Raw genomic sequence first — 17,342 nt, 5'->3', positions numbered from 1 at the left:
TCATTTACAGGAGGTAATCATTTGGGATTTTCGATTGACATGAGTGTTCCGGTATTAGCCGTATTTTTACAGGGAATTGTAAGCTTTTTTTCACCCTGTGTGCTGCCTTTAATTCCTCTCTATATTGGATATCTGTCAGGGGGAACCGGAGTAACAGGTGAGGATGGAAGAATTTATTATAAGCGAAGCAAGGTTATGTTACATACCGTTTGTTTCGTAATTGGAATCAGTTTTACGTTCTTCCTTCTGGGAATTGGTGTCTCAGCACTTGGAAGCTTCTTTAGAACCAATCAGCTTCTGTTTGCAAGACTAGGCGGAATTCTTGTCATCATGTTCGGATTATATCAACTGGGATTCCTGGGAAATTCTTCTCTCCTGGGAAAGGAGCGCAGGCTTTCCGTTTCGTTTGATAAACTAGCCATGTCTCCGTTCACTGCCCTTCTCATGGGATTTACCTTCAGCTTTGCCTGGACACCCTGTGTAGGACCTGCGCTGGCCAGCGTGCTGATCATGGCGGCATCTGCTTCCACCAAAACACTGGGATTTCTGTTGATTGGAGTCTACACCCTGGGATTTATTCTGCCATTTCTTGCAGTGGGATTTTTTACCACATCGGTTCTTGAATTTTTTAAGACACATAGGAATGTTGCTAAAAATGCGGTTAAAGTTGGCGGAGCGCTGATGATACTCATGGGATTACTGATGTTTACCGGGAAAATGAATTCTGTGACCGGATATCTTTCTTCCGTAAAATCTCCATTTACCAGGGAGTCCACAGAGCCGGCAAAAGAGGAAGAACCATCAACAAAGGAAACGGTGGCTGAAACCACAAAAGAAACTTCCACAGCGGCAGCGACTGAGCCCCAGTCAGAATCAGAAGAAACCGCAGATGGGGAAAATCAGATTCTGCCTGCCATTGATTTTACCTTAACTGACCAGTTTGGTAACACACATTCTCTTTCAGATTATAAAGGGAAGACCATTTTTTTGAATTTCTGGGCGACCTGGTGTCCGCCCTGCAGGGCAGAAATGCCGGATATACAGAAGATATATGAGACCTACAGCACAGAGGGCGATGACGGACTGATTGTTCTTGGAGTAGCAGCTCCCGGTTACGGGGATGAAAAGGATGAGGAGGGAATCAAAAAGTTCTTAAAAGATAATGGATACACCTATCCGGTGCTCATGGATACGAATGCAGAATTATTCGATGCGTATGGGATATACTCCTATCCAACAACCTTTATGATTGACCGGGATGGCAATGTATTTGGATATGCAAGCGGACAGTTATCAGAGGACACGATGAAGAGTATTATCGATCAGACAAGGAAAGGAGTAAGAGACTAAGAATATGGATAAAAACAGGGCCAGAAGAAAACGTGAAAGAAGAAATAGGAGAATCATTTATGGATCATTGCTCATAGCTGCCCTGTCAACGGTTGGTATTTTATATAGCTTTGGAAACAGTAAAAAAACCAAAGATTCTGACAGCAGCCAGGTGATCACAGAAACTAAAGAAAAAGAAACAGTCCCGGAGAAAGCGCTGGTATCAGCCAGGATCGGAACGATCAATCTCTCCGGATTGACTGTAAATGAGGCAAAGGATACCATTGAAGAGCGTTATCAGTGGGAAATGACTGTTACAGACGGAACAGATGCAGTTGTAATAGATGATATACTAAGCAGTCAGCTGGAGAACATTATTCAGAAGCTGAGTGAAACTCCGGCAGATCAGCCACAGGATTATCAGCTTGATTACGATTCCATGAAGGAAGCATTTAAAAAACAGGCGGAGGTTCTTGCTAAGCGCTGGAACAAGGACGGAGCCAATTCCGAAGTGGAATCATTTGACCAGAAAACTGGGGTATACAGTTATACAAAAGAGCAAAATGGCAGAGTACTGGACCAGGAGAAGTTAGTAAATCAGCTTCTGGCGGCTGCTAAAGAAGAGAAATTTCAGGCTGAGATCCCGGCAGAGTTTGACCTTAAGGCACCTGCAAGGACCCAGGCTCAGGCAAAGGAACAGTATAAGGTAATCGGAACCTTTACGACCAAAACTACCACCAATAAAAACCGAAATCAGAATATCAGCCTAGCCGTGAACGCCATCAATGGCGTGGTCTTGAAGCCTGGTGAGGAGTTTTCCTTTAATAATACCACAGGAAACCGTACCAGTGAAAAGGGATATCAGCCTGCAGGCGCATACAGAAACGGCGTTTTAATTGAAGAGCCGGGCGGCGGCGTATGTCAGGTTTCCACCACACTGTACCATGCGATTATAGAAAGCGGGTTTAAAACCACGGAACGGAATTCTCACAGCTTTGCCCCCTCCTACGTGGAAAAGGGACAGGATGCCATGGTCAGCTTTGACGGCTATGCCGGACCGGATTTAAAATTTATTAATACCGGAAGCTCTTCTGTCGTACTCAGAGCATCTTTAGACGGAACTACTTTAAAACTATCTATCGTAGGAATCCCGGTTCTTGAGGATGGTGTAAAGGTTACCATTCGTTCAGAAAAGGTGAAGGATTCCGATCCCCTTCCGGTTACCTATGAGGAAAATACAACGCTGCCTTTTGGAACAGAAAAGGTAGTGGATAAAGGAACCATCGGCGGTTATTTTAAAAGTTACCGGGTAATAAAGAAGGGCGACACGGTAATAAAAGAAGAGCCGCTTCACAACAGCAGTTATAAAGGGAAACCGCAGGTAATTCAGAGAAATACCACCTTAAAGCACGAAGAGACCGTACAGGAAACTCATGTACAGCCGGAAAGTACCACAGCAGCTCCGGCAGAAGAACCAGGTGAGACCCATGAGGCTGTGAATGTGGGACCTGGTGTGACAGAAGCAAACCCTCAGTAAATTTTGAAAGTAAAAGAACAGGACAGAATTTTTGTAAAATTTTCTGTAACCTGTTCTTTTTTATTTGGACAAATAGAAAACAAAAAAAGTACAGGAATTGTAGAAAAAGTACAGGATTATTTTTGCATATTTTTCATTGACCTGGATAATGGAAAAAATTAACAAAAAAGTACAGGATTTATATAATAAATTACATTCAAAACTCAACGGCCAATCAGTAAAATTAATTTAATTGCTGGAAAGGAGAAAAAATAATACAAAGATTCAATATATAATCACTGCGTATCTGTAAAATATGCGCAAAAATCCCTGTAGATCCAGCCGGTGGTTGGAATCTGCAGAAAAAATGATTGAGGGAGGAACAGAAATTGGGGGTAAATTTAAAAAAGGAATTACGAAGGTCGGTCTCTCTGCTGCTTTGTACAGGGCTGATTGGAAGCGGCTTACCGTTAGGAGGTATCATGACCAGTCATGCCTCCCAGTATGCAGTTCAGGAAGGCGAGATTCCCACGAAGGCATCTTCTCTTGAGAGCCTGCCAACCAGTGTGAACTGTGTAGCAGAAGGCAGTTCCATTCAGACACCAAAAAACATTACATGGGAAATAAATGGAAATGATTCTTTTTATAACGCAGGAAGCAGGATATCTGTGACCGGTACTATTACAGAAAATGGTCAGAAGGTGGAAGCCACAGTTCTGGCGGTACCAAAACAGGTGGTGTACCTAGTGGATTCAAACGTTTCTGCAGCAGCAAATTCTGCTGAATATACTGCATTTTTACAAAACGGAGACACAACTTTACTGAAAAATCAGGTTCCAGATCAGGAGTATAGCAGCGGAACATGGGGGTATGCAGGTTCAATTGGAACAGATATGAGTAAAAAGGGGGCAGTGAGCCAGTTTAAAAATACCAGAAATGAGACAGGTTATTATGCATCATCTGGTAAACAAATTATCTACCGGATTCCCCTTGAGGCAGGCACCTATATTGCTGTAGGTGAATGTGCAGAGTGGTGGGGGAATTACCAAAGATCTGTGAATATGTCTGTGACCTATACGGATGCGGCTGGTCAGTCCAGAACTGATTTGCTTGGCACCGCAGTATTAGGAACTCAGTTTAGTAAAAATACAGCTGTGGGCAGCTTTACGCTTACAAGCAGTCAGGAAGTACAGCTGACATTTGAGAAAAAGACGGGAACAAGCCAGGAGGCAGTATTATCCGGCTTCACCATTCTAAAAACGCAGGAAGAGCTGCCTCCAAAGGATGTGATTGACGTAACTGTGGACGGAACTAAGATTGATAAGGCTAATACCTTTGGGGGATTTGGCTCCGTAACCTGTAATAATACCTCCAGACTTTTAATGGATTATAAATCGCTTCATGAAGATCAGTACTGGAAAATGATGAGGCTTCTTTTTGACAAAGAAGAAGGCGCCGGCTTAAATCATGTGAAAATAGAAATGGGTGCAGATGTAAACTCTTCTTCCGGGACTGAACCGGCTACCATGCGTTCTTTTGATGAAGTTCCTAATGTAAAGCGGGGAGCCGGATTTTCTTTTGCAGCGGACGCCAAGTCCATTAACCCCGACATTACGGTAGAAATCCTGCGGTGGGGAGAACCCAAATGGACTCAGGAGGGAATTGGCTACAACGAATTTGAAAATCCCAAATATGAAGCCAGATATCAGTGGTATCGTAAGACCATAGATGCTGTATACGAGACCTATGGCTATGAGATAACAGAGGTCAGTCCGGGACAGAACGAAAGAAGGAAAGACTACGCAGATGATTTTTCCTGGATTAAATATTGTGCAAAACGTTTTGAGGAAGACGGTAAAAACGGGATAGGTGCCTTTGATTATGGAAAGATTAAAATCGTTGCGGCTGATTTATACAGAGGCATGAGTACTACTGTAGATTATCTCATGAAGGATAAAGAACTAAATGATCTGGTAGATGTTATTTCTGATCATTATCAGATCTGGATGGGAAGTGAATCTCTAACAAAACTCAATCAGGAATATGGAAAAGAGATCTGGTATGGAGAGTCCACGGCTCCTATGATTAATGCCAATTACCGTGCAAATGTGGATCCCGATCGGGGAGGGATTGGAGGATCAGCAGGAATTGCGGCCATGGCAGAACGATTCATCGCTGCTTACGCTTACAAAAATGCAGATGGTTATACCAGCCATATGACAGAGCTGTTATTTCAGCCTGCAATCGGAGCATTTTATGAAGGAAGCGCCTACAGCCCCAAGCAGCTGATCGGAGCCTTTGATCCATGGTCTGGTTATTATGAAGCAGATGGCGGAATCCAGATGGCAAAGCATTTTATGGAGTTTACTGACAGTGACTGGAATTATCTGCCAGAAGCGTGTTATTCAGATGGTTCAACCGGAGATGGAGATATTACAACAGATACATCTACAGATACTCGTCTGGCAGTTAAGGACCCGGAAACGGATGACTATTCTATCATGTTTGCAAATAATACCTCAAAAGAACGGAAATACCACATTTCACTTAAAAATATGAAGACCAGTGAGAAGGCATACAATGTTTGGGAAACCAGAGGCCCGGATTCAGGAGAAGCCTATGATGCCAATTGGTTTCAGAAGATCACAGATCAGAAAATGCCTTTAACTGGCAAAGACAATACTTCCGTGATTGAATTCACTGTGAAACCTTACTCAATAGTTACTGTAACAAGCCTGACAGACCGGGGTACCAGCTATGAAAGCGGGCAGAATGACTCAGGAATCAACCGGTCAGTATTGGAACTTCCTTACCGGGATCATTTTGATTACGAAGATTCCTTTGTTGAGGAACGGGGAGGAACTCCTTTATTCACCACTGATTTGGAGGGAGCGTTTGAAGTTAAAAAATCCGATGATACCGGATACGTTCTGGCACAGATGATTCATGGGGATAACCGGCCCTATAATTGGAATCCTTGGGGAAGTGGAAGCGATGAAAGCAGCCAGACCACAGCGGTTCCATGGACGGTTCTGGGTGATCACCGCTGGGCGAACTATACAGCAGGAGTGGATGTAAAACTGGATACGAAAGGAAATGGTTACGGAGATAATTTTGCGGTACTGGGAGTAAGGGAATTAGTTCATTCAAGCGGAGCACCTTACCGCGCGAAACTATATGAAAGCGGAAAGTGGGAGCTTCTTAATTTCAATACAGTCAAAAAGTCCGGTACCATTCAGAATTTTTCTCCGTCACTCTGGCATAAGCTTCAGCTTAAGGCAGAAGAAAACACAATCACCATGTACGTTGATGGGGTAGAAACAGGAAGTTTTGTGGATTCTGCCAATCCGGTTATGACTGGACGTGTTGCCCTGATGAGCGGATTTTATCAGACCAGCTTTGACAATCTGGAAGTTCTTCCTACTGAAGGAACTGCCCCCTATGCACTTTCAAAGCTTGATGATACATCTCCTCTGATCACCTGGAATGGAAATGTGACTCATAATATCTGTCAGGGATTTGCTTTTTATAACAGAAGTTATACTTCCATGCCTGCGGGAAGCCAGCTGACATTTGAGACTGTAGAGGGAGTAGGCTTTGATGTGTTTGGAAAATCCTCAACTGCCAGGATCAAAGTTACTGTTGATGGGCAGGAGATGACTGCCAATACCATAAGCGCAGGAGACCGTCAGACAACTTACTGGAATGAATCTCTTGCAAAAGGAAATCATGAGGTTACAATAGAGGTAGTACAGGGGACCTATCAGGTAGACGGAATCAATCTTTTTACATCAGCATACAAGGATGGAGAAGAGATAGAAACGGAAACGCTGTCCAAATTAACAGACTATGTTATGAATCAGACATTTGATTCCAGTCTATATCCTCATACACTGCTGAGCTTATTGGAAGATAAAACAAAGGCTGCTCAGGAAGTACTTGCTCACCCGGCAAGTCAGATGAAAGTGGATCTGGCAGGAATCGAACTGCGTAATGCCCTGATAAAGCTGGTACCTTCCGACACCATTGTAGAGGTAAAAAAAGTACCTGCGTCCGTAACCGCTGTCCAGTTCAGTCTGCCGGATCTTCCGGATACTGCGACAGTATTAAATGCAGCTATGGAAGAATCGGAAAAGCCGGTGACCTGGAATCTATCAGAAGAACAGTTTCAAACACTATGGAGTACCGTTTCGGTGACTGGAACGGTGGAGGAAACAGACTTAAAAGTCAGCACCATGGTTACTGTAGTACCTTATGGTCTGTCCTATTTTATAGACAGCGGAACTGCCGGAGTCACTGATGAAAATGGAGAAACCGGTCATTCCAGCTTATATGACGTAATTGCAGCCAATATACAGCTGGAAAATGATCGTTCCGACCAGGTATATGAAGAAGGATCATGGGGATATGTGGAAGACAGTGCGGTGACAGTAAAAGGCGGAAGCAGCGTAGGCTATAACACTGGTATCTATGAATCTGGTCTTTATGTGGATTATAATACAGATCGTGATATTATTTATAAACTGCCCATGAAAGCTGGAAATTACCGATTCATGATGGGTGCTCAGGCGTATTGGGGAGAGACTCATTCTGGTAAAATTGAAATCGGCTATGAAGATACAGACGGAGTTTGGAAGACAAAAGAACTGGGAACGGCTACGGTCAGTTCTTCTTCTGATAATATCCAGTTTGTAAAAAATGTACAGATACCCAAAGATGGATTGGTGGAGGTAAGAATCAAAAAGGCAGATACCAAAATTCATTTAATCAGCTGGTTTGCGGCAGCAAGGGAAGTCAGTGCAGATATACCATCGGCTATGGTAACTAGGGCAGGAGAACTGCCGGAACTTCCGGTTAGCAGTATAGTTGAAGGAGTAGAAAAGGAGATTATATGGAAGAATGTCAAAGAGTCTGACTTTGACAAACCCTGGTCAACCGTAAAAATAAAAGGAACCGTAAAAGATTTGGGACTGCCGGTGGCAATAACGGTAGAAGTCATACCGGATCATCTTGTGTATTTTATTGATTCGGGAGTGGCAGACAGCGAAGGGTCATCCTGTTACCGGTCAATTACACAAGCGGAGGAAGGATTGCTTAACCAGATTCCTGACCAGCCATACGCAGAGGACTCCTGGGGGTATGTAAACCCGGATGACTTAGGCGGTCCAATGGGTGAAGACAGTGACAGCCGGTCTCAGAGCGGCTGGTGGGCGAGAAGTGGTAAAGATATTCGTTATAAGCTTTCATTAAAAGCTGGAACGTATCAGTTTTACAGCGGATTTTATGAATGGTGGGGCGTGACCCGTCCCATGGAGGCATTTGTGACTTACCAGGATAAGGAGGGGAAAGAAGCTACCGTTTCTCTGGGGAAGATCACCATTTCAAAGCCGGAAGAGTCTATTTTAAAGAATTTGATTCCTATAGAAGTTCCGACTGATCAGACTGTGGAATTTATAGTGAAGAAAACGGGGGACAGCGATCCTGTAATCAGCTGGCTTGCAGTAAATGAAGTAAAGGCTGAGGAGCCTGTGGAAGAATCTGCTTATGAGACGACCAAAATCCGGGTAACACAAAAACCAGTAAAAAAAGAGTATGAAACAGGGCAGGAGCTTGATCAGACTGGTATGGAGGTCACAAGATATGCAGTGGCAAGCCCAAGCAATGCTGTAAGAGAAATTGTTTTATCCGAAGATGAATATCAGACGGAGTATGATTTCTCCAAGCCAGGAAGAACAGATGTGTCAGTCTCGTACTATGAGTGGGCTGATGATGGTTCAGAAAAAATATTTACCGATACTTTTCCGGTTACAGTCCGTGAAATGATTTCGGAAGACGAGTATTATACTTCTAAAATAGAAATATCCAGAAAACCAAGAAAGTTAAAATATGAGCTGGGAGAAGATCTGGACACGGAAGGATTAGTTGTTACAGAATATAAAAAGGCCAGTCCTTCCAATGCAGTGCGTAAAAACATTCTCTCGGAAGATGACTATGATTTGGAGTACGATCTTTCCCTGCCTGGAACCAGAAATGTAAAGGTGGTTTATTATGGGCAGGACAAAAAGGGAGAGGAGCGCCGTTTTACGGATTTATTTACAGTAACAGTAATACGAAAAGTTAAGGACCGGGAAGAAGAGGATGATAGTTACGATCAAAGTAATTATAAATCGAAAGATTCCAATTATTACGATGGCTCATGGCAGCAAGATAATAATGGCTGGAAGCTGATTGGAAAGGATGGTTCTCACCCTTCCAACCGTTGGGCGAAAGCCGGCTGGAATGGGGCAGATAGCTGGTATTTCTTTGATGAAAAAGGTTATATCGTAACCGGATGGTTTCGGTATAAAGAACATTTGTATTATTTAAATCCAATGGATGGCACGAACAAAGGCTGTATGCTCAGAGGATGGCAAATTATTAATGGAGTGTGGTATTATTTTAAGGAAACAGAGGATGAAAAAGAAGGTTCTCTGCTTACTGATACAGTAACCCCGGATGGTTATCGGGTAGGGCCTGATGGGGCAAGAGTCAGTTCATAAGGTGAGAAAGGTGTGGCAGAAATTGTGCCATACCTTTTTTTCATTGTATGCATGCTCAGAAAGTATATGGTACAAACCTGGCTGAATAAGATCTTTCAGGAGGTGGGCACTATGGATTTGTCCAGAGAGATCACCTATGAAAAAGAAGGCAGGGATAAGCCGTTAACAGTCAAAGTGGAGCAATGCTTTCAATGCGAAGCAACAATACAGCAACTGATTCTTGAACTTTTAAAAAGACGTCTGAATGCAGGGGGCGGTCTGGGATGAGCGAGTACCAGGCGGCACTTTACATGCGTCTTTCCAAAGATGACGGAGCGGGAGAGAGTGCCAGTATCGGCAACCAGCGGAGCATGCTCCGGGAATATGCCAGCGAAAACAGCTTTTTTATCTACCGGGAATATATAGATGACGGGTTTAGTGGGACTACGTTTGACCGTCCGGCATGGAAATGTCTTCTTGCAGATATAGAATCCGGTAAAGTCAATCTGGTAATTACCAGGGATCTTTCCAGGCTCGGAAGAGATTATATCCTTACCGGTCAGTACACGGAGATCTATTTTCCTGCGAAAGGGGTCCGTTATATTGCAGTAAATGACGGTTATGATACCCTCAATCCGGGAAATGACCTGGCCCCTTTTCAGAATATAGTGAATGAGATGTATGCCAGAGATACTTCAAAAAAGATCCGCAGCGCATTAAGAACCAAGATGAAAGAGGGTGCATTTATCGGTAATTTTGCCCCTTATGGGTACAGGAAGGATCCGGAGGATAAAAATCATCTTCTGATTGACCCGGTAACAGCTCCAGTTGTCAGAGAAATTTTTGAGCGGGCATTAAGGAGGGAGTCACCTATGAAGATTGCAGAGCTTCTAAATCAGAGAGGAGTTAAAACGCCGGCTGATTATCGCCGTTTTCTTCACCACGAACTCTTTCCGGACAACGGGAAAGGAAATAACGGGTGGGTATCCAGTAACATTTGCAAGGTTCTGTCTAATCCTGTCTACACAGGAGATATTGTGCAGGGTAAATCATCCAAGCTGTCCTTTAAAAGCCAGATTACCTTAAGTATACCGAAAGAGGAATGGATTGTTGCAAAGGATAAGCACCAGCCAATCGTATCCAGAGAAATGTTTAAGCTGGTCCAAAGAAGGAAAACTTCAAGAAAAAAATCTGATTCCCCCCCATTCACCAATGCATTTTCCGGATTGGTATACTGCGGGGATTGCAAAAGAGCAATGACGACTACCAGTGCGGGCAGGAATGAGGAAGAGAGAAAGCTGGTATGCAGTGGGTATAAGCAGTACGGGAAATCCGTATGTACCAATCATTACATGGAATATGGTCTGCTCTGCCAGATTGTGTCTCAGGAACTTGCAGCTATTATCACCTTGACGGAAAATGAAAGAAAAGAAATTGCGGATGAATTGGAGGTCTATGGAAAAAGAACAGGTAATCCGGCCGAAAAGCAGGCGGCCGCCTCTTTAAAAAAGAGGGAAAGGGAGATTGAACGTATCATCAGAAAAATTTACGAAGACCGGGTTAACGCAGTGATAGAAGAGGAACGGTTTTGTAAGCTTATTACTTCTTATGAAAAGGAGCTCAAGGAGATTCAGGCAGAAGAAGATTTCGTAAACCAAACCGCCGCATTGGTGTGGAAAAGCAGAGGGGAATCAGAACATGATGTGGACCGGTTGCTAAATGAGGTTATGGAAAATAAGATTCCTGCATTTGATCTTTTACAACAGTTTATTGACCGTATTGAGATTTTTCAGTCCAGGGAATATCCGGATCAGAAAGAGAAAAAGTTACTGACTGTCCGGATCTTCTACCGTACCGGACCTCCAGGAAGCAAAAAAGCATAGATTTCTCCCCACATGTGCATGGGCTTTGGCTGCAATGCAGCAGGGATTGTAGGCTGCCGGATTATTGATTCTCCAAGAGAACGACTCATTGCTATGATTACAAACAACTTTGTTCCCTGCAACGGGCGTTTTCCAACCATGATTGCGATTATTACCATGTTTTTTATCGGAGGAGCGACGGGATCATTTTCCACGATTTTATCTGCAGGGATTCTGTCAGGTATTATTCTTCTTGGAATTTTCATGACCCTTGTAATATCCAAAATACTCTCTGTAACCATATTAAAGGGGATCCCCTCTTCCTTTACCTTAGAGCTGCCCCCTTACCGCAGGCCCCAGATCGGAAAGGTCATTGTCCGCTCCATATTTGACCGGACCCTCTTTGTCCTCGGAAGAGCCGCTGTAGTGGCTGCTCCCGCAGGTCTGGTAATCTGGCTGATGGCAAATATCACAGTGGGGGATATGACCTTATTAACCCTCTGCTCCGGTTTTTTAGATCCCTTTGCCAGCGTCATCGGCCTTGACGGTGTGATCCTCCTGGCATTCATCCTTGGCTTTCCCGCCAATGAGATCGTTGTTCCCATTATGATTATGGCTTATCTTTCCGAAGGAAGCATACGGGAAATCAATGATTTATCCATATTAAGGGATCTGTTGATTGCCCATGGCTGGACCTGGGTAACTGCCGTCAGCACCCTGCTTTTCTCCCTCATGCACTGGCCCTGTTCCACTACCTGCCTGACCATAAAGAAGGAGACCGGGAGCATAAAATGGACCCTTTTATCCTGGTTTGTGCCCACGGTAACCGGAGTCATAGTCTGCTTTTTGTTTACTACTGCAGCAAGGGCGTTCCTGTAATGTTTAAAGTTCCCTCTGATTGTCTACAATAGGGGTAAGACACTCATAGAAAGGAGGGAGAAGCGTGAACAGGAGTTACCACGTTTACGCCCTGTCAGACCGGCCAAAGGCCAGAAAAATTGAGCGGGAAATTGCAAAGGTTGATGGGGTGAAGGTAATAAAGATCTCGGAAGACTTAAAGCTAATGAACATTGAGATGGAGAACAGCAAGATTACGGCTGTCATGGAGCGGGTGGTAAATATCTGCAACCGCATTTCTAACGGCTGTGAAGTGCATTATAAGTTTACGTAAGAATAATAAAAAAGAGGGCTTGAATGGATTTCATTTAAGTCCTCTTTGCCTGTTAATGGGCGGTCTTTGCGTATTCGCCGATCTTTTTATCCATATTGGAAATGTGCTTAGTAAGCCATTCAAGCACCATCTGGTTTGCATTTAAGATAACAAGTAAATTACCGCCGGAAGAATTATAATCGCTTCTAAGCTTGGAAAGCTGGGCAATGAAAGCAGTATGAGCCTGCTTCTGCTCTGCATATCCAGGGTAATGAATCTTCTGCATGTAAACTTCCTCATCTGCGAAATGCTTTTTTGTGTAACTTTCGAGAAAATCTAAAAGCTCTCCTACATATTCCTTCGCTTTGTTGTTCTTTCCGGCATCAAAGAGAGCCTCTGCTTTTTCAAACCACATCTTATGCTGATCATCAATCATTGAAATACCAACTGATAAATTTTGTGTCCACGGCATAACGAAATCCTCCTATGTAATAATGATATTTATTATTATAATACGCTTACTAAGAAAAAGCAAACCATATTTTACCATTCAGGAAAGAAAAATCGTTTTTAAAATACAGATAAAAATTTGACGTACCACTTTAGCAATGTTATAATTTTTATCTAGCAAACAGTAAGGGAGAACAATTATGGATGCAAATGGAATCCGTCTGAATAAATATTTAAGTGAGGCAGGAATCTGTTCCCGCAGGGAGGCGGATCGGCTCATTGAGACAGGAAAGGTTAAAATAGATGGACAGGCCGCAGTACCGGGACAAAAGGTGCTTCCGGGACAGTCTGTTACGGTTAAGGGCCGTTCTGTCAGCGCAGCCAAAGGTGAGACCGGCCATAAGGCAGAGCCTGTCTTTTTAGCAGTCCATAAGCCCCAGGGTGTGGTATGCACCACCTCAGACAAGGACCGGGCTCCCAACATCGTGGATCTGGTTCATTACCCCGTGCGGATTTATCCCATAGGCCGTCTGGACAAGGAGTCCGAGGGTCTGATTCTCATGACTAACCAGGGAGATTTAGTGAATAAAATCATGCGCAGCGGAAATGCTCATGAAAAGGAATATTTAGTAAAAGTGAATCGTCCAGTTACAGACGATTTCATCAGAAAGATGCGAAAGGGAGTCACACTTTCTGAGTTAGACGTAACCACAAAGCCCTGCTTTGCAGAGAAAGCGGGAGAGAAAACATTTCGTATCGTATTAACCCAGGGATTAAACCGCCAGATTCGCCGAATGTGCACCCAGCTTGGTTTTGAAGTGCGCATGTTAAAGCGAATGCGGATTATGAATATTGAACTAGGAGATTTAAAGCCGGGTGCTTACCGTGAACTTTCCCGGCGTGAATACCACCAGATGAAAGAGTCTTTAAAAAGCTCGACCAGTCTTCCCTATCAAGAACAGAAAAAGGAGAAATCTGATGGACGAAAAACTAAAAAGAATTAAGGAACTGATCCCCCTGTTGCAGGAAGCAGGAAAAGCTTACTACCAGGAAAGCCGGGAGATCATGAGCAATTATGAGTATGATCGTCTCTATGATGAACTGGCGGCGCTGGAGGAGGAAACCGGAATTGTTCTCTCCACCAGCCCCACACAGAACGTTGGCTATCAGGTCTTAAGCGAGCTTCCCAAGGAAGCCCATGATTCTCCTATGCTTTCTCTGGATAAGACGAAAAGCACGGAGGATTTAGCAGACTGGCTGGGAGGCCAAAAGGGAATTCTCTCATGGAAGCTGGATGGACTGACGGTTGTTCTGGTTTACCGGGAGGGAACGCTTCAAAAAGCGGTAACACGGGGAAATGGAGAGATCGGAGAAGTAATTACCAACAATGCCAGGGTATTTGCAAACATTCCCCTTACCATTTCCTATCAGGGAGAACTGGTTATAAGGGGAGAGGCTGTTATAAAATACACGGACTTTAACCGGATTAATGACGAGATTGAGGATGTGAATGCAAAGTATAAGAATCCGAGAAATCTATGCAGCGGTTCTGTCAGACAGTTAAACAACCAGATTACCGCCCGGCGAAACGTGAATTTCGAGGCATTTGCTCTGGTTTCCGCCCCTGGTGTTGATTTTAAAAACTCCAGAGCTGAGCAGTTTCAGTGGCTGAAAGCCCAGGGCTTTGATGTGGTGGATTATAAGATAGTGACGAAAGACAACATAGGGGATGCAGTTGCTGAATTTGCAAAGACTGTACCGGAATATGACATTCCATCAGACGGACTGGTGCTTTTATTTGATGATATTGCCTATGGAGAATCTCTTGGACGGACTGCCAAGTTTCCCCGCAACGCCATCGCATTTAAATGGGCTGATGAGATCCGGGAGACAACCCTGACAGAAATTGAATGGAGTGCGTCAAGAACCGGTCTGATTAATCCGGTTGCCATCTTTGAGCCGGTGGAGTTAGAGGGTACGACAGTGAGCCGCGCCAGTGTCCATAATCTGAGTATTATGGAAGCTTTGGAGCTTGGAGAAGGGGATCAGATCACGGTTTACAAGGCGAATATGATTATTCCCCAGATTGCCGACAATTTAACCAGAAGTGGTAAAATAAAGATTCCGGATCACTGCCCGGTCTGTGACGGCATTACGGAGATCCGTCGGGTAAATGATGTGAAAAGTTTATATTGCACCAACCCGGATTGTCAGGCAAAGCGGATCAAGGGCTTTTCTCTGTTTGTAAGCCGGGACGCTTTAAATATTGATGGATTATCAGAAGCTACACTGGAGAAGTTTATCGGAGCAGGATTTATACGGGAGTTTGCCGATATGTTTCATTTAGATCAGCATGAGGAAGCCATTACCCAGATGGAGGGCTTTGGTAAAAAGTCTTATGACAATTTAATTCAGGCAGTGAAAAAGGCATCTCATACCACCCTGCCCCGTCTGATCTACGGACTTGGAATTGCCGGAATCGGTGTTGCCAATGCGAAGATGCTCTGCCGGGAATTCCGCTACGATTTTGACCGAATGCGTCATGCAGAGGAAGAGGAGCTGACTGCTGTCTCTGGCATTGGAAAGGTGCTGGCAGATGCCTGGATTACTTATTTTAAGGACGAGAAGAATAATGAGATGACAGACCGTCTGTTAGAAGAAGTAACCATTGAGCAGGAGGCGGAGACCGGAGGAGAGAAGCGGATGGAGGGAATGACGTTTGTCATTACCGGATCCGTGGAGCGTTTTGAGAACCGGAAGGCACTTCAGGAAGCAATCGAGGCACAGGGAGGCAAAGCTACTGGTTCGGTTACATCGAAGACGACTTATTTAATTAACAACGATACCACATCCAATTCATCTAAAAATAAAAAGGCAAAGGAACTGGGAGTGCCCATTATTTCAGAAGAGGATTTCATAAAACTGCTGGAGGGATAACATATGCCGATTAAAGTACAAAAGGATTTACCTGCGAAAGCCATACTGGAAACAGAGAACATATTTATCATGGATGAGGACCGGGCCTCAAGACAGGACATTCGTCCCCTTGAAATCCTGATTATTAATTTAATGCCTATTAAGGAAGAGACGGAAACCCAGCTTCTTCGCGCATTGTCCAATACGCCGCTGCAGGTGGATTGTACGTTTATAATGTTGGAGAGTCATACTTCAAAGAATACTTCTGCCAGCCATTTGAATAAGTTCTATGTGTTTTTTGATGAGGTAAGAGATAAAAAGTTCGATGGTATGATTATTACCGGTGCGCCTGTTGAGAATATGGAGTTTGAAGAGGTGAATTACTGGGAAGAGCTGACGAAGATTATGGAGTGGAGCAAGACCAATGTCACCAGCTCCCTTCATATCTGTTGGGGCGCCCAGGCAGGGCTTTATTATCATTATGGAGTACCGAAGTATAAAAGGGATAGCAAGCTTTCCGGTATTTACAGACATAGGGTCCTGGATCGGAAGGTGCCGCTGGTACGCAGCCTTGATGATTATGTGATGGCGCCTCATTCCCGGTATACCGAGGTGAAGAGAGCGGATATTGAAAAGCATCAGGAGCTGAAGATTCTGGCGGAGTCGAAGGAAGCAGGGATCCTGATGGTGATGAGTGAGGATGGGAAGCAGGTTTTCATTCAGGGGCATCCGGAATATGATCGGATGACGTTGAATGGGGAGTATCATAGGGATCTGGATAAGGGGTTGAATCCGGAGATTCCCTGTAATTATTATGAGGACGATGATCCAGATACGATGCCAGTGCTGTGTTGGAGGAATGCGGCGAATACGATTTATGGGAATTGGTTGAATTATTATGTATATCAGGTGACGCCTTACGAACTGTAGGTAAGGGCAAAAAAAACTTATACTACAGAAGATGATCTGTGGTATAGGTTTTAGTACATGAAATATATGTGAAAGCAGTATGTCTTGAAGTTGTCTGTGAAGGTGACTTTGGCATGCTGCTTTTTGTTTTCCTTTTATCTATAGATGAAGGAGTGAAATTTTGATTATGTTATCGTCAGAAGAAAGGGTGAATGGAATATATGCAAGATATAATAAACAGAAAAATTGTGTTGATATAATTATATTACGGTCGGATTGTGGAAAATGGGAAAATGTATTATGATAAGACAGTAAATTTAATTTTTGTTATTACTTAAATAATAACCAAAATCACGATAAATGATAATATGAGCAACAATCCAAATTTCTTTATCGATTGAAAATAATTCCTTATCTTTGTATCTAGAAATCGATATTATTAGTGGAAAAAAATCTTGGGCAACAGATGAAATATGCGAGGTAAAGAATGCCTTTGAGGTATATAATAAGCTTTAAGAATTGAATCCATATTATGTTAAGGATATGTTACTAGCTCATAAAGTTCTGAATTGGCGAATGAGGCAGGAACATTTCGAAGTGGTGGAGTAGGAGTCTTTCCTGGAGAGCAGTTGGTTCATATGGTCCCTCCTGCAAATCAAGTAAAATTGCAGATACCTTACAAGTAAGAGGAC

At 43.6% G+C, this 17,342-nt stretch carries 10 protein-coding genes and 1 pseudogene; 10 read left to right on the top strand and 1 reads right to left on the bottom strand.

The features are described 5' to 3' along the window. Positions 1-21 precede the first annotated feature (21 nt). From ABS301_RS05235 to ABS301_RS05205, 7 genes and pseudogenes are all read left to right on the top strand, one after another. On the top strand, positions 22-1,350 hold the full coding sequence (locus tag ABS301_RS05235; RefSeq protein WP_349671212.1) for a redoxin family protein: 1,329 nt from the start codon (positions 22-24) through the stop codon (positions 1,348-1,350). Between the two features lie 4 nt (positions 1,351-1,354). Continuing rightward, a complete protein-coding gene (locus tag ABS301_RS05230; protein WP_349671211.1) occupies positions 1,355-2,866 on the top strand; it encodes a VanW family protein in 1,512 nt (503 codons plus the stop codon). Between the two features lie 368 nt (positions 2,867-3,234). Further along, a complete protein-coding gene (locus ABS301_RS05225) occupies positions 3,235-9,384 on the top strand; it encodes a hypothetical protein (RefSeq protein WP_349671210.1) in 6,150 nt (2,049 codons plus the stop codon). 111 nt (positions 9,385-9,495) lie between these two features. Next, positions 9,496-9,651, top strand: coding sequence for a hypothetical protein (locus ABS301_RS05220; RefSeq protein ID WP_349671209.1), 156 nt, complete (start codon positions 9,496-9,498; stop codon positions 9,649-9,651). Next, a complete protein-coding gene (locus tag ABS301_RS05215; RefSeq protein ID WP_349671208.1) occupies positions 9,648-11,246 on the top strand; it encodes a recombinase family protein in 1,599 nt (532 codons plus the stop codon). Before ABS301_RS05220 ends, ABS301_RS05215 begins: the two co-directional genes overlap by 4 nt. 12 nt (positions 11,247-11,258) lie before the next feature. Next, positions 11,259-12,104 (top strand): annotated as a pseudogene (locus tag ABS301_RS05210) (nucleoside recognition domain-containing protein); the annotation flags it as partial. Positions 12,105-12,168: 64 nt separating this feature from the next. Beyond that, positions 12,169-12,396, top strand: a complete 228-nt coding sequence (locus tag ABS301_RS05205; protein WP_277406096.1) for a hypothetical protein — start codon at positions 12,169-12,171, stop codon at positions 12,394-12,396. Between the two features lie 52 nt (positions 12,397-12,448). Here the strand turns inward: ABS301_RS05205 and ABS301_RS05200 are convergent, their stop codons facing one another. Continuing rightward, positions 12,449-12,847 (bottom strand): bacteriohemerythrin, encoded by a 399-nt coding sequence (locus tag ABS301_RS05200; RefSeq protein ID WP_349671207.1) that lies wholly within the window; start codon positions 12,845-12,847, stop codon positions 12,449-12,451. A 178-nt stretch (positions 12,848-13,025) separates the two neighbouring features. Here ABS301_RS05200 and ABS301_RS05195 point away from each other — a divergent pair, with 178 nt between their 5' ends. From ABS301_RS05195 to metA, 3 genes are read left to right on the top strand one after another with little or no spacing between them, the layout of a single operon-like run. Next, positions 13,026-13,829, top strand: coding sequence for a pseudouridine synthase (locus tag ABS301_RS05195; protein WP_349671206.1), 804 nt, complete (start codon positions 13,026-13,028; stop codon positions 13,827-13,829). Further along, positions 13,804-15,762, top strand: coding sequence for an NAD-dependent DNA ligase LigA (ligA, locus tag ABS301_RS05190; RefSeq protein WP_349671205.1), 1,959 nt, complete (start codon positions 13,804-13,806; stop codon positions 15,760-15,762). The genes ABS301_RS05195 and ligA overlap by 26 nt, the downstream gene beginning before the upstream one ends. A gap of 3 nt (positions 15,763-15,765) precedes the next feature. Continuing rightward, positions 15,766-16,671, top strand: coding sequence for a homoserine O-acetyltransferase MetA (metA, locus tag ABS301_RS05185; RefSeq protein ID WP_349671204.1), 906 nt, complete (start codon positions 15,766-15,768; stop codon positions 16,669-16,671). The last annotated feature ends 671 nt before the right edge of the window (positions 16,672-17,342 follow it).

Origin of the sequence: Lacrimispora sp., assembly GCF_031982545.1 — a bacterium.
Classification (GTDB): Bacteria; Bacillota; Clostridia; order Lachnospirales; family Lachnospiraceae; genus Lacrimispora.
The sequence above is the reverse complement of the archived record's forward strand: the minus strand, read 5'-3'. Positions and strand labels throughout refer to the sequence as shown.

Coding starts and splice junctions, on each gene's coding strand:
- ABS301_RS05230 (WP_349671211.1), top strand. CDS start 1,355: ATGGATAAAAACAGGGCCAGAAGAAAACGTGAAAGAAGAAATAGGAGA.
- ABS301_RS05220 (WP_349671209.1), top strand. CDS start 9,496: ATGGATTTGTCCAGAGAGATCACCTATGAAAAAGAAGGCAGGGATAAG.
- ABS301_RS05215 (WP_349671208.1), top strand. CDS start 9,648: ATGAGCGAGTACCAGGCGGCACTTTACATGCGTCTTTCCAAAGATGAC.
- ABS301_RS05200 (WP_349671207.1), bottom strand. CDS start 12,847: ATGCCGTGGACACAAAATTTATCAGTTGGTATTTCAATGATTGATGAT.
- ABS301_RS05195 (WP_349671206.1), top strand. CDS start 13,026: ATGGATGCAAATGGAATCCGTCTGAATAAATATTTAAGTGAGGCAGGA.
- ligA (WP_349671205.1), top strand. CDS start 13,804: ATGGACGAAAAACTAAAAAGAATTAAGGAACTGATCCCCCTGTTGCAG.
- metA (WP_349671204.1), top strand. CDS start 15,766: ATGCCGATTAAAGTACAAAAGGATTTACCTGCGAAAGCCATACTGGAA.